The following is a 21,818-nucleotide window of genomic DNA, read 5'->3' on the forward strand; positions in this document are numbered from 1 at the left end:
CTGATAAGCGTAGCGCTAGCAGGCAACCGTACGGCAGGATCGCCGGATGACGACGCAAAGCGTCTTCTCCGGCCCGCACTGTTCAATCGTTACGTTTTTCTACCAACTTATCAAGGAATTGCCACAGCGTCTCATTCATCTGCTGGTAATTCCAGGTGCGCATCTCTTCAACAGCGCGAATAAAGCGCTTCCCTTTCGCTTCGGCCAGTTCTTGCTCAGAGTGCTGAATTAATCCTTCGACCGCTTCGGCGGTAAACTCCATATGGCACTGAAAACCATAGACGAAATTACCGTATTGTACGATTTGTCGCGGACATCCCTCGCTTGTGGCAAGAATTGTCGCCTGGTCGGTCAATCCCGGCATGTCATTGTGCCAGTGACCCACGTTGAGCGGTGAGCCGAAATGGCTGAACAACGGATGCTGTTGGCCTGCCTCGGTCAGGGCGATCGGATAGTGACCAATCTCTTTTTCCGGGCTTTGGCACACCTTCGCGCCCAGTGCTTCGCCGATTAACTGCGACCCCAAACAGATCCCCACCACGATTTTTCGTGCCGCAATCGCCTGATTTATCAGATGCTGCTCTGCCTGAGAGTCAAAGTATGGGCACTCTGCGAGCGTGGTGCGGGGTGACTGCGGCCCACCAAATACCACCAGCATATCGAAGCCATCGGCATTAGCGGGAACAGTTTCTCCGGCGTAAACGCGCGACCAACTGATGGTATAGCCGCGTGATTCGGCCCACGGCAGGTACGCGCCAGCAGATTCGAAAGACTCATGAATAACAAAATGAACTCGCACTTTTCCTCTCCTGTTAGCGCTTTAGCGCCTGATGGATATCAGTCGCCAGCTTATCAATGTCGCTGTCTGCTAATGTTGACAGCGTAATGCGCAGGCCATGCGCAGGCGTATTGACGCCAAACACTTCGCCTTCACGTACCAGCCAGCCGGACTTTGCCAGCGCAAAAGCGATCGCTTGGCTGTTATCTTCTAGCGGCAGCCACAGATTAAGACCGTCGCTGTCGGGCAGCGTAATGCCATGAAGCCGCAGAGCCGCTGCCAGCTTTTGCTGCTGGGCGGCGTAAAACTGCTGAGTTTGCGCCAGCGTGTGTTGATAAGTCTCGTCACTCAGGCAGGCGCAGGCCAGATCCTGCAGCAGATGGCTGACCCACTGACTGCCGGCGTTGAGCCGTAAACGCAGTTTCGCGGAAGTGAGTGGATCGCTGGCAACGATGGCCAGGCGTAAATCCGGGCCTAAAGTTTTCGACATTGAGCGGACAATCGCCCAGTGCGTGGTTTCCTTCGCAATCACCGGATACCAACGGCATGCGGACAGCAGCGCAAAGTGGTCGTCGACGATCATCAGCGTCTGCGGATAGCGGGCCAGGATTTCCTGCAATTGCGCCGCGCGGGATGCGCTCAGACTGCATCCTGTCGGATTATGGGCGCGCGGCGTCAGAATCACCGCCCGCGCGCCTTTCTGTAGCGCGATTTCCAGCATGTCTGGCTGCATGCCTTCGCTGTCAACGTTGACCGGACTGGCGGAGAATCCGGCATAACGTAGCATGTTGATGCTGCTCAAAAAGCATGGATCTTCTACCACAACGCTGTCGCCAGGCAGTAAATGGGCGCACAGTAGGCGCTCAATGGCATCAATGGCGCCGCTGGTGATATCAATTTCTCCCGTGGCTGGCATCGCATCTTGCATCCATTGCGCGGCCCACGCCTTAAGGCCGGGTGATACAGCGGCATCACCGTACAAACGAGGATTCTTATTTATTTTCGCGAAATAACGGCTGAGGTCGGGAAGACGCGCGGGGGCTGGATTACCGCCGGAAAGATCGATAAGCGCGGTATCCGGATTGCCGCCTTCCAGCGCAACGGGGGCTGAAATCCCCTTGATTACCGTGCCGTTACGTCCCTGGCTTTGTGCCAGCCCGGAGGTGACCAGGCGTTTATAAGCCGCCGCGACAGTATTACGGTTAACGTTCAATGCTGTTGCCAGTTCACGCACCGGCGGCAACGTTTCTCCTGCTGCCAACGTGCCTGTAGCGACATGTTGACGAATACTGTCAAAAATTTCGTTAGCGGTTTTTCCGTCGATCATTATTGACCTATGACAAAATGAATTTTAGCATATGACGATAATAGTGAGGCGTAAGCCCGCTGTCCAGCGAGAGGAGACATTTATGGAGCAGGGGAGTGATATTCAGTCAGTGCTCTTCGGCGACAAGCATCGGGCGTTACAGACCGATATCGTCGCCGTCCAGTCACAGGTGGTTTATGGCAGCGTAGGCAACAGCATCGCCGTTCCGGCCATTAAAGCGCAGGGATTACGCGTGACGGCAGTGCCAACGGTGCTGTTCAGTAATACCCCGCATTATGAAACATTTTACGGCGGCGTTATTCCGGCCGACTGGTTTAGCGGGTATCTCCGCGCCTTGAATGAGCGTGATGCTTTGCGCGAGCTGAAGGCGGTGACTACAGGCTATATGGGCAGTGCAGAGCAAATCGCTCTGTTAGCACAGTGGCTGGAAACGGTGCGGGCTACGCATCCGACAGTGTGCATTTTGGTCGACCCGGTGATTGGCGATACGGACAGCGGTATGTATGTAAAAGCTGAAATTCCGCAGGCCTACCGTCAGCACCTGCTGCCGCTGGCTCAGGGACTGACGCCGAACGTGTTTGAACTGCAAATGCTGAGCGGAAAGCCGTGTCGTACGCTTGATGAAGCCATCACGGCGGCGCAATCGCTGTTTACCGAAACGCTGAAATGGGTGGTGATCACCAGCGCGCCGGGGGATAGCGAAGATATTATTAACGTGGCGGTAGTGACGGCTGAAACGGTTGAGGTGTTCGCTCATCCACGGGTTAAAACGGATCTGAAGGGAACTGGCGATCTGTTTTGTGCTGAGCTGGTGAGCGGTATTGTGCTGGGTAAAGCGCTGACAACCGCGACGCACGATGCAGCACAGCGCGTACTGGAAGTGATGAAATGGACCAATCTGTGCGGTTGTGATGAGTTAATTCTGCCACCGGCAGGGGAGGCGCGATGAAGAGTTACCGGCTGGTGGTTCGCCAGAATGGGCGTATGGTTGGACATTTTGACACCAGCGGGGCAACGGCGCTGGAAGATATCTGTGTGGCGCGGGCCATGTTTGGCATCGCGGGTGGCTACAATTGTGAACTGTTAGTGGCGGATTCGGAGCGACGGATGCTGGAAAGCGGGCCGGAAGGGATGAAAATCCTGATGCGCGAGGCGTGTTACCGACCGGTCACCTCACAAATTTAGCGTTATCCGGCAGATTTTGAGGTCTGCCAGATAAAAAAATGGCGCCATCAGGCGCCATTCTTCTCTGCAGCAAGAATTACTTCTTGATGCGGATAACCGGAGTTTCACCCACTGTCACGCTACCGGACAGTTTGATCAGCTCTTTGATTTCGTCCATGTTGGAGATAACAACCGGAGTCAGGGTAGACTTGGCTTTTTCTTCCAGCAGCGGCAGATCGAATTCAATAACCGGGTCGCCCACTTTAACGCGCTGACCTTCTTCAGCGATGCGCTTAAAGCCTTCGCCTTTCAGTTCAACGGTATCAATACCGAAGTGAACAAACAGCTCAATGCCGCTGTCGGATTCGATAGAGAAAGCGTGGTTGGTTTCAAAGATTTTGCCGATGGTGCCATCAACAGGGGCGACCATTTTGTTACCGGTTGGTTTGATAGCGATGCCATCACCAACGATTTTTTCAGCAAAAACTACATCCGGCACGTCTTCGATGTTGACGATCTCGCCAGAGAGCGGAGCAACAATCTCAATAGTTCCGGTGTCTTTCTTATCATCAGAAACCAGAGATTTCAGTTTATCGAACAAACCCATGATCTTCTCCTAAGCAGTAAATTGGGCCGCATCTCGTGGATTAGCAGATTGTTTTTTCTTCAATGAACTTGTTAACCAGCGTCATTAACTCGTCCGTTGTCGGTTGAGCAAGAGCCTGCTCTGCTAACACCTTCGCATCTTCGAAGTTCGTGTTACGGATAATCTTCTTAATGCGCGGGATAGAAATGGCGCTCATAGAGAATTCGTCCAGACCCATCCCCAGCAACAGAAGTGTAGCACGTTCGTCGCCTGCAAGCTCACCACACATGCCAGTCCATTTGCCTTCCGCATGAGAAGCATCAATAACTTGCTTGATCAGCGTCAGCACAGATGGCGACATCGGTTGGTAAAGGTGTGAAATCATATCATTACCACGGTCAACTGCCAGGGTGTACTGCGTTAAATCATTGGTGCCGATACTAAAGAAATCAACTTCTTTGGCTAAATGACGCGCAATTGTTGCCGCTGCTGGTGTTTCCACCATCACGCCAATCTCAATGCTTTCGTCAAATGCTTTACCTTCGTCGCGCAGTTCCTGTTTGTAGATTTCGATCTCTTTGCGTAGTGCGCGCACTTCTTCAACAGAGATGATCATTGGGAACATGATGCGCAGTTTGCCGAAAGCAGAGGCGCGCAGGATAGCGCGAACCTGATCACGCAGGATCTCTTTACGATCCATGGCGATACGTACGGCACGCCAGCCCAGGAACGGGTTCTCTTCTTTCGGGAAGTTCATGTACGGCAGCTCTTTATCGCCGCCGATGTCCATGGTACGGACGATGACCGCCTGAGAGCCACAGGCTTCAGCAACGGCTTTATACGCGGCAAACTGTTCTTCTTCAGTCGGCAGCGATTCACGGTCCATGAACAGGAATTCGGTGCGGTACAGACCAACACCCTCGGCGCCATTACGCTCAGCGCCTTCAACGTCACGAACGGTACCGATGTTGGCGCAAACTTCTACCTGATGTCCGTCCAGCGTGATAGCCGGGAGATCTTTCAGCTTAGCAAGTTCCGCTTTCTCGTTAGCAACCTGCTCCTGAACGGCGCGCAGTTGCTCAATAACTTCGTTGGTCGGATTGACGTAAACCTGGTTGTTTACGGCATCCAGAATCAGATAGTCGTCGTTTTTAACCTGAGAGGTGACGCTACCCGTACCTACGATGGCAGGCAGTTCCAGAGAACGCGCCATGATAGAAGTATGGGAAGTCCGTCCGCCCGCGTCAGTGATGAAACCCAGCACCTTGTTCAGGTTCAGCTGTGCGGTTTCTGACGGGGTCAGGTCTGCGGCTACCAGGATAACTTCTTCCTGAATAGCGCTCAGGTCGATAATAGCCAGACCCAGGATGTTACGCAGCAGGCGTTTACCGATGTCACGTACGTCAGCCGCACGTTCTTTCAGGTATTCATCATCCAGCTCTTCAAGGGCTGTGGCCTGACCTTCGATAACTTCATGCGCAGCTGCATCAGCCGTCATGTGCTTATCTTTAATCAGGGCTATGATTTCCTGCTCCAGCTCCTCATCTTCGAGCAGCATGATATGCCCTTCAAAGATGGCTTCTTTTTCTTCACCGAACGTTTCACCAGCTTTGGTTTTGATCGCTTCCAGTTGCGCAGATGCCTTGGCACGACCGCTCAGAAAACGTTCAACTTCCTGATCAACCTTGTCGGCAGAAATTTTTTTCCGGTCAATGACGATCTCGTCTTCTTTCAGCAGCAATGCTTTACCGAAAGCGATACCCGGGGATGCTAAAATGCCTGAAATCATAACCCTACCTTACTTGTGACTGATATTTAAAAGAACTCGTTGAACTTACTCGAGTTCAGCCATCAGTTTAACCAGATGCTCAACTGCTTTCTGCTCGTCTTCACCTTCTGCGGACAGGGTGACAACGGTACCCTGAGTCAGGCCCAGAGTCTGCAGTTTAAACAGGCTTTTGGCGCTAGCGCTTTTGCCGTTGGAAGTCACAGTAATTTCAGAAGTAAAGCCTTTTGCTTCTTTAACAAACTGAGCAGCAGGGCGAGTATGCAGACCGTTCGGAGCGGTAATGGTAACTTCTTGCTGGAACATTATATTTCCCCAACTTATAGGTTTAGTGTTGTGGAACTAAAGTCTAGCCTGGCGGTTCAACTTTAGCCTGTATTGTTAGCATCGGCGTAAACTGGACGCGACACAAAAGGAGTTCGGTGCAATCCGTTGCTGGCAACTTCTTGCCGCTGACGTTTCGTTCGTCATTAAACATTATGCCGCGAAAGGAAGAGTTGAACCAAATCATAAAATCGATTCAGCTAGCGCTTTTCCTGTAACGATTAATTTCGCGCATCAAAATAATTAGTTTGGTTAAATACCAGTTCCGGCGGGTTGAATCAATGCCAGGAGAGTTGAAAATTTGAAGCAGGCCACAAAAAAGCACCCCAAAGGGTGCTTTTTTACGCGTTTTTAACATGCTGGCATTACTGTTGCAGTTCTTTCTCTGTGAAGAGATCGGCAAACAGTGCAGTGCTCAGATAACGCTCACCCGATGACGGTAGGATAACCACAATATTCTTGTTGGTAAAGGATTCATCTTCCTGGAGTTTAAGCGCGGCAGCCACGGCTGCGCCAGAAGAGATCCCCGCCAGAATACCTTCTTCTTCCATCAGGCGGCGCGCGGTAGAAATAGCTTCATCATTGGTGATGGCAACGACTTTATCGATAAGCTTCAGATCAAGGTTGCCAGGAATGAAGCCCGCGCCAATACCCTGAATTTTATGCGGGCCAGGTTTGAGTTCTTCACCCGCCAATGCCTGGGCGATAACAGGGGAGTCAGTAGGTTCTACCGCGACGGTAATCAGATCGGTTTTGCCTTTAGTGCCTTTAATGTAACGGGTCACGCCAGTTAGCGTACCGCCGGTGCCGACACCGGAAATAAAGACATCAACCTGGCCATCGGTATCTTCCCAGATTTCCGGGCCGGTGGTTTTTTCGTGAATTTCCGGGTTCGCCGGGTTGCTGAACTGCTGCAGCAGCAGGAATTTTTCCGGATCGCTGGCTACGATTTCTTCCGCTTTCTGAATTGCGCCCTTCATACCTTTTGCGCCTTCAGTCAGCACCAGGTTCGCGCCCAGCGCTTTTAAAAGCTTGCGGCGCTCAATGCTCATGGTTTCCGGCATGGTCAGAGTCAGTTTGTAACCACGGGCGGCGGCAACGTAGGCCAGCGCAATCCCCGTGTTGCCGCTGGTCGGTTCTACCAGCTCAACGCCCGGTTTCAGTACACCACGTTTTTCGGCATCCCAAATCATATTGGCACCGATACGGCATTTGACGCTAAAGCTTGGGTTGCGTGATTCCACCTTCGCCAGAATGCGTCCGTTACCGATACGGTTCAGTCGAACCAGCGGCGTATGACCGATAGTCAGCGAGTTATCTTCAAAAATCTTACTCATGGCCTGTCCTTAACTGTATGAAATTGGGATACCGCTTCAGCATACCTGTTGAGAAAGTATGGGGAAGTAAGGAATTCGCATATCTATATGCTGATGAGAAATAATGCGTAGCAGTATGGAATAAGAGCGGGCATAAGCCAGCCCGCTTTTACACATTTTTGCATTACTTCCATAACGCATGTTTAGCACGATAGCAGTCTACCCACATCGCCGTGGCACCACAAACTGCTACCGGCATGATGAACAGATTGAGCACCGGAATCATGGTGAACAGGCTGGTCAATGCGCCAAACTGCATATTGGTCACCTTGCGCGTGCGCAGCGCGACGCGCATCTCCTTAAAAGGCACCTTATGGTTATCAAAAGGATAATCGCAGTACTGAATGGCCAGCATCCACGCGCTGAACAGGAACCACAGGACCGGGGCGACGGTCTGCCCAATGCCAGGAATAAAATAGAGAATCAGCAACACGAAGGCGCGCGGGAGATACCACGCCAGCTTTTGCCATTCGCGTTTCATAATGCGCGGAACGTCTTTCATAATGCCGAGAATGCCGGTGTCGGGCGGTGTTGCGCCCGTTAAGCGCGCTTCCAGCTGTTCAGCCAGCAGACCGTTAAACGGTGCGGCGATCCAGTTGGCGATAGTGGAGAACAGGTAGCCGAACACCAACAGCACGGAAATGGTCACAATCGGCCACAATAAATAGCTGAGCCACTGAAGCCAGTCAGGGACGTGACTCATCAGCGCGGGAACCCAGTTACCGAGTTGTGTAAATAACCACCAGAATGCGCCGCCCATCAGCAGGATATTCACCAGCAAAGGCAGAATAACAAAACGACGAATGCCCGGTTGGGTGATGAGCTTCCATCCCTGAGAAAAGTAATAAAGGCCGCTGCGAGGTACAACTGCAGATGATGAAACCATGGTCAGGACGTACTCCTTGTTATATAAGCTCTGGTAAACTGTGCGTATCTTACCGGGTTGTTGAGCGTTAAGCTGTTCGGAAATGTTCGAAAAAACAGCAAAAAGCACAATTTTGTTCATCTTTATGCCGTGAAAGCCAAGAGTACACTTGCACTTGGCGTAATCGACAAATACTCTTAGTGAGTAAATGTTTGCCGTGGTGGCAAGGTGTTAGAACAACAGAGAATATAATGATGCAGGATTTGCGTCTGATATTAATCATTGTTGGCGCGATCGCCATAATCGCTTTACTGGTACATGGTTTTTGGACTAGCCGTAAAGAGCGGTCTTCTATATTCCGCGATCGCCCACTGAAACGCATGAAGTCTAAACGTGAAGACGAGGATTCGTTCGACGACAACGTCGAGGAAGACGAAGGCGTGGGTGAAGTTCGCGTTCATCGTGTGAATCATGCTCCCGGTAATGCGCAGGAACATGGTGTTCCTCCTCAGTCGCCGCAACACCAGTACCAGCCGCCTTATGCGTCTGCTCAGCCGCGTCAGCCTGCGCAGCAGCCTGCACAAGCGCCGGTACCGCCGCCGCATGTTCAGCAGCCGCAGCAGCCTGTACAACCGCAGCAGCCGGTGCAACATCAGCCTGTTCAGCAGCCACCTGTGCAGCAACCTGTTGCCCCGCAGGTTCAGCAACCTGCTCAGCAGGCACCGCAACCTGCGCCGCAGACCTTCCAGCCAGCAGAGCCTGTTGTTGAACATCAACCGCAGCCCGAGCCGGTAGTAGAAGAAGCGCCTGTTGCTGAAAAACCGCAGCGTAAAGAAGCGGTCATCATTATGAACGTTGCGGCTCATCATGGTAGCGAGCTCAACGGGGAAGTGCTGCTCAACAGCATTCAGCAGGCCGGTTTCAAATTTGGCGATATGAATATTTTCCATCGTCATTTGAGCCCGGATGGCAGCGGCCCGTCGCTGTTCAGCCTCGCTAATATGGTTAATCCGGGAACGTTTGACCCAGAAATGACGGGCGACTTCAGCACCCCTGGTGTGACTATTTTTATGCAGGTTCCGTCCTACGGGGACGAGCTGCAAAACTTTAAGCTGATGCTGCAGTCCGCACAGCACATTGCCGATGAAGTGGGTGGTGTGGTGCTCGACGATCAACGTCGCATGATGACGCCGCAGAAACTGCGCGAGTATCAGGACCGCATCCGCGAAGTTAAAGAATCTCGCGCCTGATTTTCCTCTGGCGTGACATTTCCTTTCTAAACCCCCGCCTGTCGGGGGTTTTTTATCATTGATGGTGCGATATGGAATCAATCGAACAACAACTGACAGAACTGCGAACCACGCTTCGCCATCATGAGTATCTCTACCATGTGATGGACGCGCCGGAAATTCCCGATGCGGAATACGATCGCCTGATGCGCGAACTGCGCGAGCTGGAAGCGCAGCATCCGGACCTTGTTACCCCCGACTCGCCAACCCAACGCGTTGGCGCCGCGCCGTTAACCGCGTTCAGCCAGATTCGTCATGAAGTGCCGATGCTGTCGCTGGATAACGTGTTTGATGAAGAGAGTTTTCTCGCCTTCAACAAGCGCGTGCAGGATAGGTTAAAGAGTACCGATAAACTGACCTGGTGCTGTGAACTGAAACTGGACGGCCTGGCAGTCAGTATCCTGTATGAAAACGGTGTGCTGGTCAGCGCCGCAACGCGTGGTGATGGCACCACGGGTGAGGATATTACCTCTAACGTGCGCACCATTCGCGCGATCCCGTTAAAACTGCGTGGCGAAAACATCCCTTCACGTCTGGAAGTGCGCGGTGAAGTGTTCCTGCCGCAGGCCGGATTTGAGAAAATTAACGAAGAGGCCCGCCGCACTGGCAACAAAGTGTTTGCTAACCCGCGTAACGCAGCGGCCGGTTCATTGCGCCAGCTCGATCCGCGTATCACAGCGAAGCGACCGCTTACTTTCTTCTGCTATGGCGTTGGTGTGTTGGAAGGCGGCGTGCTGCCAGATACCCATCTGGGCCGCCTGCTGCAATTTAAAGAGTGGGGCCTGCCGGTAAGCGACAGAGTGGCGCTTTGCGACTCCCCGGAGGAAGTACTTGCTTACTATCACAAGGTTGAAGAAGACCGACCAACGCTGGGATTTGATATCGATGGCGTGGTGATCAAAGTCAACTCTATGGCGTTGCAGGAGCAACTGGGCTTTGTTGCCCGCGCGCCGCGCTGGGCTGTGGCCTTTAAGTTCCCGGCGCAGGAGCAGATGACTTTCGTACGCGATGTTGAGTTTCAGGTTGGACGTACCGGGGCGATTACGCCCGTCGCCCGCCTTGAGCCGGTCCAGGTTGCCGGGGTGCTGGTCAGTAACGCAACGCTGCATAACGCTGATGAAATCGAGCGTCTGGGGTTGCGTATTGGCGATAAAGTCGTCATTCGCCGTGCGGGCGATGTCATCCCGCAGGTGGTGAACGTCGTGCTTTCTGAACGCCCGGAAGATACCCGCGAAATTGTGTTTCCAGCGCATTGTCCGGTTTGTAACTCTGATGTTGAACGTGTGGAAGGCGAAGCGGTCACCCGCTGCACCGGCGGTTTAATCTGTGGGGCACAGCGTAAGGAATCGCTGAAACACTTTGTTTCTCGCCGCGCGCTCGACGTTGACGGTATGGGCGACAAAATTATCGATCAACTGGTCGAGAAAGAGTATGTCCACACCCCGGCGGATCTTTTCACCCTGACCGCCGGTAAACTGACGGGGCTTGATCGTATGGGGCCGAAGTCGGCGCAAAACGTGGTCAATGCGCTGGAAAAAGCGAAAGAAACCACGTTTGCCCGTTTCCTCTATGCGCTAGGCATTCGTGAAGTCGGCGAAGCCACGGCTGCTGGTCTGGCGGCGTATTTTGGCACGCTCGACGCGCTGGAAGCCGCTTCCATTGAAGAGCTGCAAAAAGTGCCGGATGTCGGCATTGTGGTGGCGACGCACGTGTTTAATTTCTTCGCCGAAGAGAGCAACCGCGAGGTAATTGTTCAACTGTTGGCGCAGGGGATCCACTGGCCAGCGCCGGTGGTCATTAACGCTGAAGAAATCGACAGCCCCTTCGCAGGTAAAACGGTGGTGCTGACCGGGAGCCTGAGCCTGATGTCGCGCGATGACGCCAAAGCGAGACTGACCGAGTTAGGTGCAAAAGTGGCCGGTAGCGTGTCGAAGAAAACCGATCTGGTGATTGCCGGTGAAGCGGCGGGTTCGAAACTGGCAAAAGCACAGGAACTGGGTATTGCCGTGATCGATGAAGCTGAAATGATCCGCTTACTGGGTGCCTGAGATGGAAAAAGAGCAGCTGGTTGACATCGCCAATACTGTGATGCCCTTTGGCAAATATAAAGGGCGTCGGTTGATTGATGTCCCGGAAGAGTATCTGCTGTGGTTTGCCCGTAAGGATGAATTCCCGCCGGGCAAGCTTGGCGAGCTGATGCAAATCACGCTGCTGATTAAAACTGAGGGGCTGACGCAACTGGTGCAGCCCCTGAAACGTCCTCTTTAAGCCTTCGCGGCGCGGCTTTTCTGTTGCGCCTGCAATGCGTCCGTCTGTTGCTTGTAGCGACGCGCCAGCACGGCGCACACCATTAGCTGTATTTGATGGAAGATCATCAACGGCAGCACCATCATCCCAATCACCGAAGTTGGGAACAAAATATTTGCCATTGGGATCCCGTTCGCCAGGCTCTTTTTCGAACCGCAGAACACAATGGTGATTTCATCAGCTTTGTTAAAGCCGCATTTGCGCGCAACAAAGACATTTATGCCAATCACGATTGCCAGCAGTATGATGCTGACCACCACGATAAACAGCAGTGAACCCACCCCCACTTTGTGCCAGATCCCGTTAACGACGGCTTCACTGAAGGCGGAGTACACCACCAGCAAAATAGAGGATTGATCCGTTTTCGCGATCCATTTTTTATGTCGAGAAACCCAGTTTCCAATCCACGGACGTGAAAGGTGACCCAGCACGAACGGCAGCAGCAGCTGCAACATGATTTTTCCCACCTGCTCCAGGCTACCTTCTGCGCCGTGCATATTCATCACCAGCCCTACCAGCAGCGGCGAGAGAAAAATACCCAGCAGACTGGAGGCCGAAGCAGAACAAACGGCGGCGGCAACGTTACCGCCCGCCAGCGACGTAAAAGCGATGGCTGACTGCACAGTGGCAGGCAAAATACACAGGTACAGGAAACCGGTGTACAGCATCGGGTCAACGTTGACCGGCGCCCACCAGGCGAACAGAACGCCGAGAACCGGGAAGACAACAAACGTGCTGCACATCACCCACAGATGCAAACGCCAGTGGCTACCACCGGCAATAATGGCTTCACGCGAGAGTTTCGCTCCGTGCATAAAAAACAGCAGGGCAATGGCGGCGGTGGTTAAGCCTTCAAAGAAAGGCACAAAACTACCTTCGGCCGGGAAAAAGGACGCCAGCAAAACAACGGTAATCAGTGTTATCGTGAACGGATCAAGAATACGAAAAAGTTTCATAAAGACTCCTGAAATTCGGTAGTAACATTTTGCTTTTTTCCGTTTGAGAAATAAAATTGATTTATTGCATCCATATATGAATCGAATAGATGAATTACTCTTTGCGTCAGTTGCGTATATTTGTCACCGTCGCTCAGGCCAAAAGCTTTAGCCGGGCGGGGGATATCATCGGCTTAAGCCAGTCGGCGGTCAGCCATAGTGTAAAAGAGCTGGAAGGGCAGACGGGTGTGCGGTTATTGGACAGAACGACGCGGGAAGTGGTGCTGACGGAGGCCGGACACCAGTTGGCGGCGCGGCTGGAACGTATTCTGGATGAATTGCACAGCACGCTGCGCGAAGCCGGACAGGTAGGAACGCAGTTAACCGGCACGGTGCGGGTTGCCGCCAGCCAGACGATCTCTGCTCATCTTATTCCGCAGTGTATTGCCCAGAGTAATCAGCTTTATCCGGCTATCGATTTTGTGCTGCATGACCGGCCACAGCAGTGGGTGCTGGAGAGTATTCGCCAGGGAGAAGTGGATTTTGGCATTGTGATTGATCCCGGCGCAGTCACCGATTTGCAGTGTGAAGCCGTGCTGTCCGAACCGTTCCTGCTGCTGTGTCGCCAGGATCATCCGTTAGCCCAACGAGAGTGGGTGAACTGGCAGGATTTGTATCACGAACGCCTGGTGCTACAGGATTATGCTTCCGGTAGTCGACCGCTGATCGACGCTGCGCTGGCCCATTTTTCCATTGATGCCAATATCGTTCAGGAGATAGGCCATCCCGCCACGCTGTTTCCGATGGTTGAGGCGGGGATTGGCATCAGCGTGCTGCCCGCGCTGGCGCTCCCCTTACCGCAGGGCAGTCACTTGCAGGTTAAGCGCCTGACGCCGGTTGTTGAACGGCAACTGATGCTGGCCCGACGTAAAAACCGCTCTTTATCAACCGCTGCTCAGGCGCTGTGGGATGTGGTGCGTATGCAGGCCAGTGAATTAACCGCAGCCCGCGCCCGCGATCCGTTGTATCAGTTATGATTCTCTGCCCGGCTGGAGTAATGCGTTAAAACAAGTACTTAAGAGAATAAATAATACCGTCCTGCAGGAATGATTCACCCAGTTTATTATCAGCGTAACGATACTGAATTCCAGCGGTCAGATGTGGCGTCGCGTTCCACCAGAATGCGACAGCACCGTTGATTCCATCCCTACCGCCATTACCAGCAGCGTAGGTTGCATCGCGGTCAAATTCGTATTCGTTCCAGTTCGTCACACTGAATTTCTCACTGCCCAGCAGAAAGCTATATCCGGCCACCCAGCCCATGACATAACCATTATCCCCGGTGTAATAGGTCTGATCGGTATAACGTTTGGCAAAAAAGGGTTTAAACCAGTACCCATTGCCGGTGAAGTTATAACCTAACCCATACAGAAACATATCATCATGGAAGTTAGCGTGATTCGGTGAACCGTAAGTCCCGTAAGCATGGAGGTAGAGGTTTAATCCTGTATCACCGAGATAGATACGGTTGGTATTTTTGAAAGTATAACGCTGTTCGCTGCCGGGTTTAGCGTGACGGCCATTGTAGAAATTCTCCCAATCGAAGAAGCCGTACATTTCTCCCCAGCTAAAGTTCGCTCCGCCTTCAAGCTCCAGATACCCAAAGTCATCTTTATGGGATTTTTTACTGGTTTTTTCTGTAGTTTCTGATGTCCAGTCGAGATAATGCAGGCCGATATCGGCGAATCCACTTTTAAATTCCGCATGGGATAACGCGGGAATAATGAGTAAAGAAGAGAGTGTCAGAGTAAGGTTTTTTTTCATAGCATATTTCCCTATGCCAATAGTTATTAATGGTTTAATTAAAAATAAGTAATTTATAAAAATGAAAGCGTCATATTTTTAATATGAAGAGCAGATAACCACCAATACTTTTTTGTCTCTTCATTAATACAGAAGCGATCTAAATCTATCGATATCAAATGACTATTGATGGCACGTGAAAAGTGTATTGGTCAGTGCAGGGCGAAGGTCGTTATAAAAAAGGAGTCAAATTTAACCCGATAGAACAAGGATACTTATGTCTCACGATTTTTTTTCTCATAATCCTGAATATTGTGTTGATATTATTCGTGCACACACACCGGAGTTTACCCCGCGAGTCGCGTTTATTTTGGGTTCCGGCCTGGGGGCGCTGGCGGAGCAAATTGAAAATGCGGTCGCTATCTCTTATGAAAAACTTCCTGGTTTTCCTGTGAGCACCGTTCACGGTCATGCAGGAGAACTGGTACTCGGGCATCTGGCGGGCATTCCTGTTGCGTGTATGAAAGGGCGTGGCCATTTTTATGAAGGTCGGGGTATGACGGTTATGACCGATGCCATTCGCACTCTGAAATTACTGGGCTGTGAAGTGTTGTTCTGTACCAATGCGGCAGGATCTCTGCGTCCGGAAGTTGGTCCAGGAAGTCTGGTGGCGTTACGCGATCATATTAACACCATGCCGGGCACGCCGATGGTCGGCGCGAATGATGATCGTTTTGGCGATCGCTTCTTCTCTCTGGCAAATGCTTACGATGCAGATTACCGCGCCATTCTTCAGACCGTTGCGACAGAGGAGGGATTCCCCCTCACCGAAGGCGTATTTGTTTCTTATCCGGGACCTAACTTCGAAACCGCGGCAGAAATACGCATGATGCAGATTATTGGCGGCGATGTGGTCGGAATGTCAGTGGTGCCGGAAGTCATTACCGCTCGTCATTGTGGCCTCAGCGTGGTTGCCGTCTCTGCGATCACCAATCTGGCGGAAGGGTTAGGAGATGTAAAACTGTCCCATGCGCAAACGCTGGCTGCGGCTGAACTTTCCCGTCAGAACTTTATTAATCTGATTTGCGGATTTTTACGCAAGCTGGCCTAAAAACACGATAGAAAAGGCTCCTTTTGGGAGCCTTATCTCACGGCAAGGAATAAAAAATGGGTATTACGTCCCGCTTAAAAATCATGTCGTTTTTGCAATATTTTATCTGGGGTAGCTGGCTGGTTACCCTGGGTTCTTACATGATTAACACTCTACACTTTACCGGTGCAAATGTGGGTATGGTATACAGCTCGAAAGGGCTGGCAGCGATTATTATGCCTGGCATTATGGGGATTATCGCTGACAAATGGCTGCGTGCCGAACGCGTTTATATGCTGTGCCACCTGGTCTGCGCTGGCGTGTTGCTGTATGCCACCACTGTTACCGATTCTGATACCATGTTCTGGGTGATGTTAGTTAACGCGATGGCCTATATGCCGACGATTGCGTTATCGAACAGTGTTTCCTATTCCTGTCTGGCGAAAGCGGGTCAGGATCCTGTGACGGCATTTCCACCCGTACGTGTTTTTGGCACGATAGGTTTTATTGTGGCCATGTGGACGGTGAGCCTGATGGGCCTGGAGCTCAGCAACGCGCAATTGTATATCGCCTCCGGTGCGTCGTTGCTGCTCGCGCTTTATGCACTGACGTTGCCGAAAATTCCTGTTGCGCAGAAAAAAGAATCTGCCACGCTTGCCAGTAAACTGGGGCTGGATGCGTTTGTGCTGTTTAAGAACCCGCGTATGGCAATCTTTTTTCTGTTTGCCATGATGCTGGGAGCTGTGCTGCAAATAACCAATGTCTTTGGTAATCCGTTCCTGCATGATTTTGCCCGTAATCCTGAGTTTGCTGACAGCTTTGTCGTGAAGTATCCCTCCATTTTGCTGTCTGTTTCTCAGATGGCGGAAGTGGGCTTTATCCTCACTATTCCATTCTTCCTTAAACGCTTTGGCATTAAAACGGTGATGCTGATGAGCATGCTGGCGTGGACGCTGCGCTTTGGCTTCTTTGCCTTCGGCGATCCTTCTCCGTTCGGTTTTGTGCTGCTGCTGATGTCGATGATCGTTTACGGTTGTGCGTTCGATTTCTTTAACATTTCCGGGTCAGTATTTGTCGAGCAGGAGGTTGACTCAAACATTCGTGCCAGCGCTCAGGGGCTGTTTATGACGATGGTTAACGGTGTTGGTGCGTGGATTGGATCAATTTTAAGTGGTATTGCCGTGGATTATTTTTCTATAGATGGCGTTAAAGACTGGCAAACCATCTGGCTGGTGTTTGCCGCGTATGCGCTGGCGCTGGCTGTTGTCTTTGCATTGTTCTTTAAGTATCAGCACCAGCCAGACAAATTGTCGACCAAATCATTGGCTCATTAAATTTATTTAACTGGCGAGAGGATTCTCGCCATTTCATTTCAAAACAAGGATTCCACGTGAAAGAGATCATTCTTTCCTCAGGCATTGGGTTTGGCATTGCCGCATTATTTACTTTATGCCGAATACCTATTCCTGCACCAAATGTTTTGCCCGGGGTTTTATCTATTGTTTTTATGTATATTGGGTATCTTGTCGTTAAATCTATTTTTTACTAAGCAATGTGGTAGATTCCAGACGTTATCCCTTATTCCTGGAGTGCAGCAGAGATGGAACGAGCCCACCGAATCGATCTGAAGTTATTGCGTTATTTTCTCGCTGTTGCAGAAGAATTGCATTTTGGCCGGGCTGCTGCCCGGTTAAATATGTCACAACCTCCCTTGAGTATTCATATCAAAGAACTTGAACAGCAACTTGGCACCTTGTTGTTTATTCGCCATTCCCGCAGCGTTGCGTTAACCCATGCAGGAAAAATTCTGATGGAGGAGTCGCGTCGTTTGTTAGCCAGTGCAAATCAGGCTATGGCGAGAGTGGAGCAGATTGGTCGCGGCGAAGCGGGGCGTATTGAGCTGGGTGTGGTGGGGACGGCGCTGTGGGGAAGAATGCGTCCTGCAATGCACCACTTTTTGAAAGCAAACCCCAATGTTGAGGTACTGTTTCGCGAAAAATCACCAGGCATGCAAATGGCGCTGTTAGAGCGTCGGGAGCTTGATGCAGGGATCTGGCGCATGGCTATTGAACCAGCCGTTGGTTTTACCAGCCTACGTCTCCATGAATCTTCATTTATGGTTGCAGTACCGGAAGATCACGTACTGGCTTCAAGGGATGCTATTTCGCTGGCGGCGCTGCGCAACGAATATTTTGTCACGCTTCCTTCCGTACATTCCGATTGGGGCTTTTTACAACGTGTATGCCAGCAGGCGGGCTTCTCGCCAATGATAATTCGTGAAGTTGTTGAGCCCCAGACAGTACTGGCGATGATCAGTATGGGAATCGGGATAACGTTGATGGCTGATGGTTATGCGCAAATGAACTGGCCCGGCGTGGTGTTCCGGCCGTTAGAGGAACGGATTCCGGCGGATTTGTATATTGTCTATGACCAACAACAGGCCACGCCAGCGTTAACGAAGCTGATTGATGCGTTGGTGGGGTAATAAGCATTGCAGGATGTGCAGCGCATCAGGAAAGCTGGTTCTGAGCTTGTGAATCGCAGATAGCAAAAAGGCGCCTTTAGGGCGCCTTTTTACATTGGTGGGTCGTGCAGGATGACTCGCTTCGCTCGCCCTTCGGGCCGTCGCCGTAAACGGCTCCGTTGTCTCGCTGCGTTCGACTCGACCTGCTGCAGGTTCGAATCTTATAAATTGCAGATAGCAAAAAGGCGCCTTTAGGGCACCTTTTTACATTGGTGGGTCGTGCAGGATTCGAACCTGCGACCAATTGATTAAAAGTCAACTGCTCTACCAACTGAGCTAACGACCCGAAGTGGTGGGTGATGACGGGATCGAACCGCCGACCCCCTCCTTGTAAGGGAGGTGCTCTCCCAGCTGAGCTAATCACCCACTTCGGTACTTCACATTTTAACAAGAAATCCAGCTGGCGAGAAAGTGGTGGGTGATGACGGGATCGAACCGCCGACCCCCTCCTTGTAAGGGAGGTGCTCTCCCAGCTGAGCTAATCACCCACTTCTCAATTTCTTGTTTTACACGGCGGAGACTACATAAAGTAGTTGGTGGGTGATGACGGGTTCGAACCGCCGACCCCCTCCTTGTAAGGGAGGTGCTCTCCCAGCTGAGCTAATCACCCCCGCTGTGTGGAGTCGCATTATAGGGAGAGTTGAAAATGAGTCAACGCATTTTCTAAAGAAATTGTTCGTTCGTCGTAAATTTAAACAAAACGATCGCAAAACAGTCCGCGCGGCATGATTTGTATACGAAAATAGCAAAGCGTAATGTTCCAACCTGAACAACATTGAGGAATCAGACCACGGTGATAGAATACGAGCCTGATAATCTTCCCTGGATTTGCCGGTTGTCGGCATCTTTATAAACGTAAGGCCATTTCATGAAAATCAAAACTCGCTTCGCGCCAAGCCCGACAGGCTACCTGCACGTCGGCGGTGCGCGTACTGCTCTTTATTCCTGGCTTTTTGCACGCAACCATGGCGGTGAGTTTGTGCTGCGTATTGAAGACACCGATCTCGAACGCTCCACTCCGGAAGCTATTGAAGCCATTATGGATGGCATGAACTGGCTGAATCTGGAATGGGATGAAGGCCCGTACTTCCAGACCAAACGTTTTGATCGCTACAACGCGGTGATTGATGAAATGCTGGAAGCAGGCACTGCATATAAATGCTACTGCTCTAAAGAGCGTCTGGACGCGCTGCGAGAAGAGCAGATGGCGAACGGTGAGAAGCCGCGTTACGACGGCCGCTGCCGCCACGGCCACGAGCATCATGCCGCTGATGAACCTTGCGTGGTACGTTTTGCCAACCCGCAGGACGGTTCCGTTATTTTTGACGACCAGATCCGTGGGCCGATCGAATTCAGCAACCAGGAGCTGGATGATTTGATCATTCGCCGTACCGACGGTTCCCCGACCTACAACTTCTGCGTTGTTGTCGACGACTGGGATATGGAAATCACCCACGTTATTCGTGGTGAAGACCATATCAACAACACTCCGCGTCAGATCAATATCCTGAAAGCGCTGAACGCGCCGGTGCCAGTTTACGCACACGTATCAATGATCAACGGTGACGATGGTAAAAAACTCTCCAAACGTCACGGTGCGGTCAGCGTTATGCAATACCGCGACGACGGTTACCTGCCGGAAGCGCTGCTGAACTATCTGGTGCGTCTGGGCTGGTCCAGTGGCGATCAGGAAATTTTCACCCGTGAAGAGATGATCAAACTGTTCTCCCTCGGTGCGGTGAGCAAGTCTGCGAGTGCGTTTAACACTGAAAAACTGCAGTGGCTGAACCATCACTATATTAATGCGCTGGCGCCGGAATATGTAGCAACCCATCTGCAATGGCACATTGAGCAGGAAAATATCGATACCCGCGTAGGCCCGCAGCTGTCAGAGCTGGTTAAACTGCTCGGTGAGCGCTGCAAAACGCTGAAAGAGATGGCGCAGAGCTGCCGCTACTTCTACGAAGACTTTGCCGAGTTCGACGCTGATGCAGCGAAGAAACACCTGCGTCCGGTTGCGCGTCAGCCGCTGGAAGTGGTTCGTGACAAGCTGGCTGCGATTAGCGAGTGGACGGCAGAAAACGTGCACCATGCGATTCAGGCAACGGCTGATGAGCTGGAAGTTGGCATGGGTAAAGTCGGAATGCCGCTGCGCGTAGCCGTTACCGGCGCGGGTCAGTCCCCGGCGTTAGACGTTACGGTGCATGCGATTGGTAAATCCCGCAGCATTGAGCGTATTAATAAAGCGCTGGCGTTTATTGCCGAGCGTGAAAGCCAGCAATAAGACCGATTGACCGATGAAATAACGGCAGGAGCGTATCCTGCCGTTTTTTTTGCCTGTTATTCAGACTCATCAATACCCAAACGAGTAAGAAAAGTGCGAATACCTTCGCGCGAAATATACATCGCCAGCTTTTCTTGTTCCGTTGGGGACATGTTGTCCAGTGCGCTAATTATCTGGCGACACGCGTGGCTGCGTACTACATGGGTGTATTCTGCCAGCGGTTCTTCAGCCTGATAAACTTCAGGGACTTTGCGAAAAGCGGGAATATTGAGCAGAAACGCGCGGACGCTGGAGTCAATATGAATCAGTCTTGCACGACCACCTTTAACGCCGGGAAACTTTTCGGTAGTCCAGTTTTGTTCTCTGATCCAACGATTGACGGTTTGTTTGGCAACCCCGAGACATTCCGCCAGCTCTTCGGTCGTCATTTTGCTGCGTAATTTTTTCATATTATTTGTTTTCGCGGATCCCTAAACGCTGTAATAAACCCGTAATGCCTTCACGCAGGATCAGTGAGGTAAACATTTTCTGTTCTGTCGGCGTCATTTCTTTAGCGAGCCTAATCAGCAGCGCTTCAACAGAGGTATCGCCGGATAACGATAAGTTATCTGATAAACCTTCGGCTGAACGCTCAGCGCTGCGAATGTATTCACGAACTTGTTCGGTGACGTGAACCAGCCGGGCTTTACCGCCCTGAACGCCTGGTTTTGGTGATGTCGCCCAACCTTCTTTGCGTACCCATTTATTGATGGTCTGTCGGCTGTATCCGGTCAGATTAGCAAGTTCTTCTGGCGTCATCCGTTCCTTGAACATAACGATTCCCTGAATAGTCGTGGGGTTAATTAGTGGTTCATTTTATAGCACCATTTTAGTAGAAACCGTGACGCGTTTAACTACTGAATGCGAGTTGTTACGCAATGTTCTTCATTTGACTGCTTTTTCAGCGATTGAATTCTATGAGTTAATTTTGCCGTTGACACACGCGAAGGGAATTCATATGATGCCGCCCGTCAACTCGACAAGCTTTACGTAATGGGGCTATAGCTCAGCTGGGAGAGCGCTTGCATGGCATGCAAGAGGTCAGCGGTTCGATCCCGCTTAGCTCCACCAAATTTAATCCCAATGAATTTGGTACGTACGTAAAAGCATCGTGGGGCTATAGCTCAGCTGGGAGAGCGCTTGCATGGCATGCAAGAGGTCAGCGGTTCGATCCCGCTTAGCTCCACCAAAATTTAAACCCTCGCTGAAAAGCGGGGGTTTTTTGTTTCTGCATCCTGCCAGTTCTTACTCTTTATCTCTTTGGTTTGCTGAATCGCAGGCATAAAAAAACCGGGGAGAATATGAATCTCCCCGGTCTTATTACTGCGACGTTGTCTTACG

At 51.5% G+C, this 21,818-nt stretch carries 22 protein-coding genes, 6 tRNA genes and 1 other RNA gene; 13 read left to right on the plus strand and 16 right to left on the minus strand.

Features of this window, described 5'->3' with window-relative positions; all coding sequences use genetic code 11:
• Nucleotides 1-82 precede the first annotated feature (82 nt).
• Nucleotides 83-799 (minus strand): type 1 glutamine amidotransferase, encoded by a 717-nt coding sequence (locus tag HV345_RS07375; RefSeq protein WP_181636438.1) that lies wholly within the window; start codon nt 797-799, stop codon nt 83-85.
• 13 nt (nt 800-812) lie between these two features.
• The gene (gene ptsJ / locus HV345_RS07380) at nt 813-2,105 is read right to left on the minus strand and encodes a transcriptional regulator PtsJ (protein ID WP_181636439.1); all 1,293 of its coding nucleotides are present in this window, start codon (nt 2,103-2,105) and stop codon (nt 813-815) included.
• Nucleotides 2,106-2,187: 82 nt separating this feature from the next.
• Here ptsJ and pdxK point away from each other — a divergent pair, with 82 nt between their 5' ends.
• Both pdxK and HV345_RS07390 read left to right on the plus strand, forming a co-directional pair.
• The gene (pdxK, locus tag HV345_RS07385; protein ID WP_181636440.1) at nt 2,188-3,054 is read left to right on the plus strand and encodes a pyridoxine/pyridoxal/pyridoxamine kinase; all 867 of its coding nucleotides are present in this window, start codon (nt 2,188-2,190) and stop codon (nt 3,052-3,054) included.
• Entirely contained in the window at nt 3,051-3,290 is a 240-nt protein-coding gene (locus HV345_RS07390; RefSeq protein ID WP_016153926.1) for a hypothetical protein, read from the plus strand. The genes pdxK and HV345_RS07390 overlap by 4 nt, the downstream gene beginning before the upstream one ends.
• 76 nt (nt 3,291-3,366) lie before the next feature.
• Here HV345_RS07390 and crr read toward each other — a convergent pair whose 3' ends face one another.
• The 5 genes from crr to cysZ form a co-directional block, all read right to left on the minus strand.
• Nucleotides 3,367-3,876 (minus strand): PTS glucose transporter subunit IIA, encoded by a 510-nt coding sequence (crr, locus tag HV345_RS07395; RefSeq protein ID WP_000522253.1) that lies wholly within the window; start codon nt 3,874-3,876, stop codon nt 3,367-3,369.
• Between the two features lie 40 nt (nt 3,877-3,916).
• Nucleotides 3,917-5,644 carry a phosphoenolpyruvate-protein phosphotransferase PtsI gene (ptsI, locus tag HV345_RS07400; protein ID WP_181636441.1) on the minus strand — a complete coding sequence of 576 codons (1,728 nt, stop codon included), beginning with the start codon at nt 5,642-5,644 and terminating at the stop codon, nt 3,917-3,919.
• Nucleotides 5,645-5,689: 45 nt separating this feature from the next.
• Nucleotides 5,690-5,947 carry a phosphocarrier protein Hpr gene (ptsH, locus tag HV345_RS07405; RefSeq protein WP_002913505.1) on the minus strand — a complete coding sequence of 86 codons (258 nt, stop codon included), beginning with the start codon at nt 5,945-5,947 and terminating at the stop codon, nt 5,690-5,692.
• 383 nt (nt 5,948-6,330) lie between these two features.
• A complete protein-coding gene (gene cysK, locus HV345_RS07410) occupies nt 6,331-7,302 on the minus strand; it encodes a cysteine synthase A (RefSeq protein ID WP_005121957.1) in 972 nt (323 codons plus the stop codon).
• Nucleotides 7,303-7,465: 163 nt separating this feature from the next.
• Nucleotides 7,466-8,227, minus strand: a complete 762-nt coding sequence (gene cysZ / locus HV345_RS07415; protein WP_016153924.1) for a sulfate transporter CysZ — start codon at nt 8,225-8,227, stop codon at nt 7,466-7,468.
• A 230-nt stretch (nt 8,228-8,457) separates the two neighbouring features.
• On the opposite strand from cysZ, the gene zipA reads away from it, so the two are divergent.
• The 3 genes from zipA to HV345_RS07430 all read left to right on the plus strand — a co-directional run bounded on the left by zipA (nt 8,458) and on the right by HV345_RS07430 (nt 11,763).
• Nucleotides 8,458-9,456 carry a cell division protein ZipA gene (gene zipA / locus HV345_RS07420; RefSeq protein ID WP_016153923.1) on the plus strand — a complete coding sequence of 333 codons (999 nt, stop codon included), beginning with the start codon at nt 8,458-8,460 and terminating at the stop codon, nt 9,454-9,456.
• A 71-nt stretch (nt 9,457-9,527) separates the two neighbouring features.
• Entirely contained in the window at nt 9,528-11,543 is a 2,016-nt protein-coding gene (gene ligA / locus HV345_RS07425; protein ID WP_049282268.1) for an NAD-dependent DNA ligase LigA, read from the plus strand.
• Nucleotide 11,544: 1 nt separating this feature from the next.
• A complete protein-coding gene (locus HV345_RS07430) occupies nt 11,545-11,763 on the plus strand; it encodes a DUF3820 family protein (RefSeq protein ID WP_016153921.1) in 219 nt (72 codons plus the stop codon).
• Here the strand turns inward: HV345_RS07430 and HV345_RS07435 are convergent.
• The gene (locus tag HV345_RS07435; RefSeq protein WP_016157086.1) at nt 11,760-12,758 is read right to left on the minus strand and encodes a bile acid:sodium symporter family protein; all 999 of its coding nucleotides are present in this window, start codon (nt 12,756-12,758) and stop codon (nt 11,760-11,762) included. The genes HV345_RS07430 and HV345_RS07435 overlap by 4 nt on opposite strands.
• Nucleotides 12,759-12,847: 89 nt before the next feature.
• Between HV345_RS07435 and HV345_RS07440 the strand changes: the two genes are divergently transcribed.
• Nucleotides 12,848-13,774 (plus strand): LysR family transcriptional regulator, encoded by a 927-nt coding sequence (locus HV345_RS07440; protein ID WP_016153919.1) that lies wholly within the window; start codon nt 12,848-12,850, stop codon nt 13,772-13,774.
• Nucleotides 13,775-13,799: 25 nt separating this feature from the next.
• Here the strand turns inward: HV345_RS07440 and HV345_RS07445 are convergent, their stop codons facing one another.
• A complete protein-coding gene (locus tag HV345_RS07445; protein ID WP_016153918.1) occupies nt 13,800-14,561 on the minus strand; it encodes an outer membrane protein OmpK in 762 nt (253 codons plus the stop codon).
• Between the two features lie 256 nt (nt 14,562-14,817).
• On the opposite strand from HV345_RS07445, the gene xapA reads away from it, so the two are divergent.
• Genes xapA through HV345_RS07465 form a run of 4 tightly spaced genes read left to right on the plus strand, consistent with a single transcriptional unit; the run spans nt 14,818 to nt 18,115 of the window.
• Nucleotides 14,818-15,651 (plus strand): xanthosine phosphorylase, encoded by an 834-nt coding sequence (gene xapA, locus HV345_RS07450; protein ID WP_131379735.1) that lies wholly within the window; start codon nt 14,818-14,820, stop codon nt 15,649-15,651.
• A 56-nt stretch (nt 15,652-15,707) separates the two neighbouring features.
• On the plus strand, nt 15,708-16,964 hold the full coding sequence (locus tag HV345_RS07455; RefSeq protein WP_181636442.1) for a nucleoside permease: 1,257 nt from the start codon (nt 15,708-15,710) through the stop codon (nt 16,962-16,964).
• A gap of 56 nt (nt 16,965-17,020) precedes the next feature.
• On the plus strand, nt 17,021-17,179 hold the full coding sequence (locus HV345_RS07460; RefSeq protein ID WP_181636443.1) for a XapX domain-containing protein: 159 nt from the start codon (nt 17,021-17,023) through the stop codon (nt 17,177-17,179).
• 51 nt (nt 17,180-17,230) lie between these two features.
• A complete protein-coding gene (locus HV345_RS07465) occupies nt 17,231-18,115 on the plus strand; it encodes a LysR family transcriptional regulator (RefSeq protein WP_094761085.1) in 885 nt (294 codons plus the stop codon).
• Between the two features lie 95 nt (nt 18,116-18,210).
• Here HV345_RS07465 and HV345_RS07470 read toward each other — a convergent pair.
• The 5 genes from HV345_RS07470 to HV345_RS07490 form a co-directional block, all read right to left on the minus strand.
• Nucleotides 18,211-18,335: non-coding RNA, RtT sRNA (locus HV345_RS07470), on the minus strand.
• A gap of 29 nt (nt 18,336-18,364) precedes the next feature.
• Nucleotides 18,365-18,440 (minus strand) — tRNA-Lys (locus HV345_RS07475).
• Nucleotides 18,441-18,444: 4 nt separating this feature from the next.
• A tRNA-Val gene (locus HV345_RS07480) sits at nt 18,445-18,520 on the minus strand.
• Nucleotides 18,521-18,566: 46 nt separating this feature from the next.
• Nucleotides 18,567-18,642 (minus strand) — tRNA-Val (locus HV345_RS07485).
• A 46-nt stretch (nt 18,643-18,688) separates the two neighbouring features.
• A tRNA-Val gene (locus HV345_RS07490) sits at nt 18,689-18,764 on the minus strand.
• A 258-nt stretch (nt 18,765-19,022) separates the two neighbouring features.
• Here HV345_RS07490 and gltX point away from each other — a divergent pair.
• Entirely contained in the window at nt 19,023-20,438 is a 1,416-nt protein-coding gene (gene gltX, locus HV345_RS07495; protein WP_005130009.1) for a glutamate--tRNA ligase, read from the plus strand.
• 56 nt (nt 20,439-20,494) lie between these two features.
• On the opposite strand, the gene HV345_RS07500 is transcribed toward gltX, so the two are convergent.
• Nucleotides 20,495-20,887, minus strand: a complete 393-nt coding sequence (locus HV345_RS07500) for a YfeC-like transcriptional regulator (protein ID WP_016153914.1) — start codon at nt 20,885-20,887, stop codon at nt 20,495-20,497.
• Between the two features lies 1 nt (nt 20,888).
• On the minus strand, nt 20,889-21,251 hold the full coding sequence (locus tag HV345_RS07505) for a YfeC-like transcriptional regulator (RefSeq protein WP_016153913.1): 363 nt from the start codon (nt 21,249-21,251) through the stop codon (nt 20,889-20,891).
• Between the two features lie 221 nt (nt 21,252-21,472).
• Here HV345_RS07505 and HV345_RS07510 point away from each other — a divergent pair.
• Both HV345_RS07510 and HV345_RS07515 read left to right on the plus strand, forming a co-directional pair.
• Nucleotides 21,473-21,548: transfer RNA gene (locus tag HV345_RS07510), tRNA-Ala, on the plus strand.
• Between the two features lie 42 nt (nt 21,549-21,590).
• Nucleotides 21,591-21,666, plus strand: a tRNA-Ala gene (locus HV345_RS07515).
• The last annotated feature ends 152 nt before the right edge of the window (nt 21,667-21,818 follow it).

The organism is Citrobacter sp. RHBSTW-00986 (assembly GCF_013783065.1).
GTDB lineage: Bacteria > Pseudomonadota > Gammaproteobacteria > Enterobacterales > Enterobacteriaceae > Citrobacter > Citrobacter braakii.

Excerpts from the sequence above, each read along its gene's own strand:
- cysK (WP_005121957.1), bottom strand. The coding sequence starts at position 7,302 with ATGAGTAAGATTTTTGAAGATAACTCGCTGACTATCGGTCATACGCCG.
- zipA (WP_016153923.1), top strand. The coding sequence starts at position 8,458 with ATGATGCAGGATTTGCGTCTGATATTAATCATTGTTGGCGCGATCGCC.
- HV345_RS07435 (WP_016157086.1), bottom strand. The coding sequence starts at position 12,758 with ATGAAACTTTTTCGTATTCTTGATCCGTTCACGATAACACTGATTACC.
- ptsJ (WP_181636439.1), bottom strand. The coding sequence starts at position 2,105 with ATGATCGACGGAAAAACCGCTAACGAAATTTTTGACAGTATTCGTCAA.
- ligA (WP_049282268.1), top strand. The coding sequence starts at position 9,528 with ATGGAATCAATCGAACAACAACTGACAGAACTGCGAACCACGCTTCGC.
- HV345_RS07505 (WP_016153913.1), bottom strand. The coding sequence starts at position 21,251 with ATGTTCAAGGAACGGATGACGCCAGAAGAACTTGCTAATCTGACCGGA.
- HV345_RS07455 (WP_181636442.1), top strand. The coding sequence starts at position 15,708 with ATGGGTATTACGTCCCGCTTAAAAATCATGTCGTTTTTGCAATATTTT.
- ptsH (WP_002913505.1), bottom strand. The coding sequence starts at position 5,947 with ATGTTCCAGCAAGAAGTTACCATTACCGCTCCGAACGGTCTGCATACT.
- HV345_RS07390 (WP_016153926.1), top strand. The coding sequence starts at position 3,051 with ATGAAGAGTTACCGGCTGGTGGTTCGCCAGAATGGGCGTATGGTTGGA.
- xapA (WP_131379735.1), top strand. The coding sequence starts at position 14,818 with ATGTCTCACGATTTTTTTTCTCATAATCCTGAATATTGTGTTGATATT.
- HV345_RS07440 (WP_016153919.1), top strand. The coding sequence starts at position 12,848 with ATGAATTACTCTTTGCGTCAGTTGCGTATATTTGTCACCGTCGCTCAG.
- HV345_RS07430 (WP_016153921.1), top strand. The coding sequence starts at position 11,545 with ATGGAAAAAGAGCAGCTGGTTGACATCGCCAATACTGTGATGCCCTTT.
- crr (WP_000522253.1), bottom strand. The coding sequence starts at position 3,876 with ATGGGTTTGTTCGATAAACTGAAATCTCTGGTTTCTGATGATAAGAAA.
- HV345_RS07465 (WP_094761085.1), top strand. The coding sequence starts at position 17,231 with ATGGAACGAGCCCACCGAATCGATCTGAAGTTATTGCGTTATTTTCTC.
- HV345_RS07500 (WP_016153914.1), bottom strand. The coding sequence starts at position 20,887 with ATGAAAAAATTACGCAGCAAAATGACGACCGAAGAGCTGGCGGAATGT.
- pdxK (WP_181636440.1), top strand. The coding sequence starts at position 2,188 with ATGGAGCAGGGGAGTGATATTCAGTCAGTGCTCTTCGGCGACAAGCAT.
- gltX (WP_005130009.1), top strand. The coding sequence starts at position 19,023 with ATGAAAATCAAAACTCGCTTCGCGCCAAGCCCGACAGGCTACCTGCAC.
- ptsI (WP_181636441.1), bottom strand. The coding sequence starts at position 5,644 with ATGATTTCAGGCATTTTAGCATCCCCGGGTATCGCTTTCGGTAAAGCA.
- HV345_RS07445 (WP_016153918.1), bottom strand. The coding sequence starts at position 14,561 with ATGAAAAAAAACCTTACTCTGACACTCTCTTCTTTACTCATTATTCCC.
- cysZ (WP_016153924.1), bottom strand. The coding sequence starts at position 8,227 with ATGGTTTCATCATCTGCAGTTGTACCTCGCAGCGGCCTTTATTACTTT.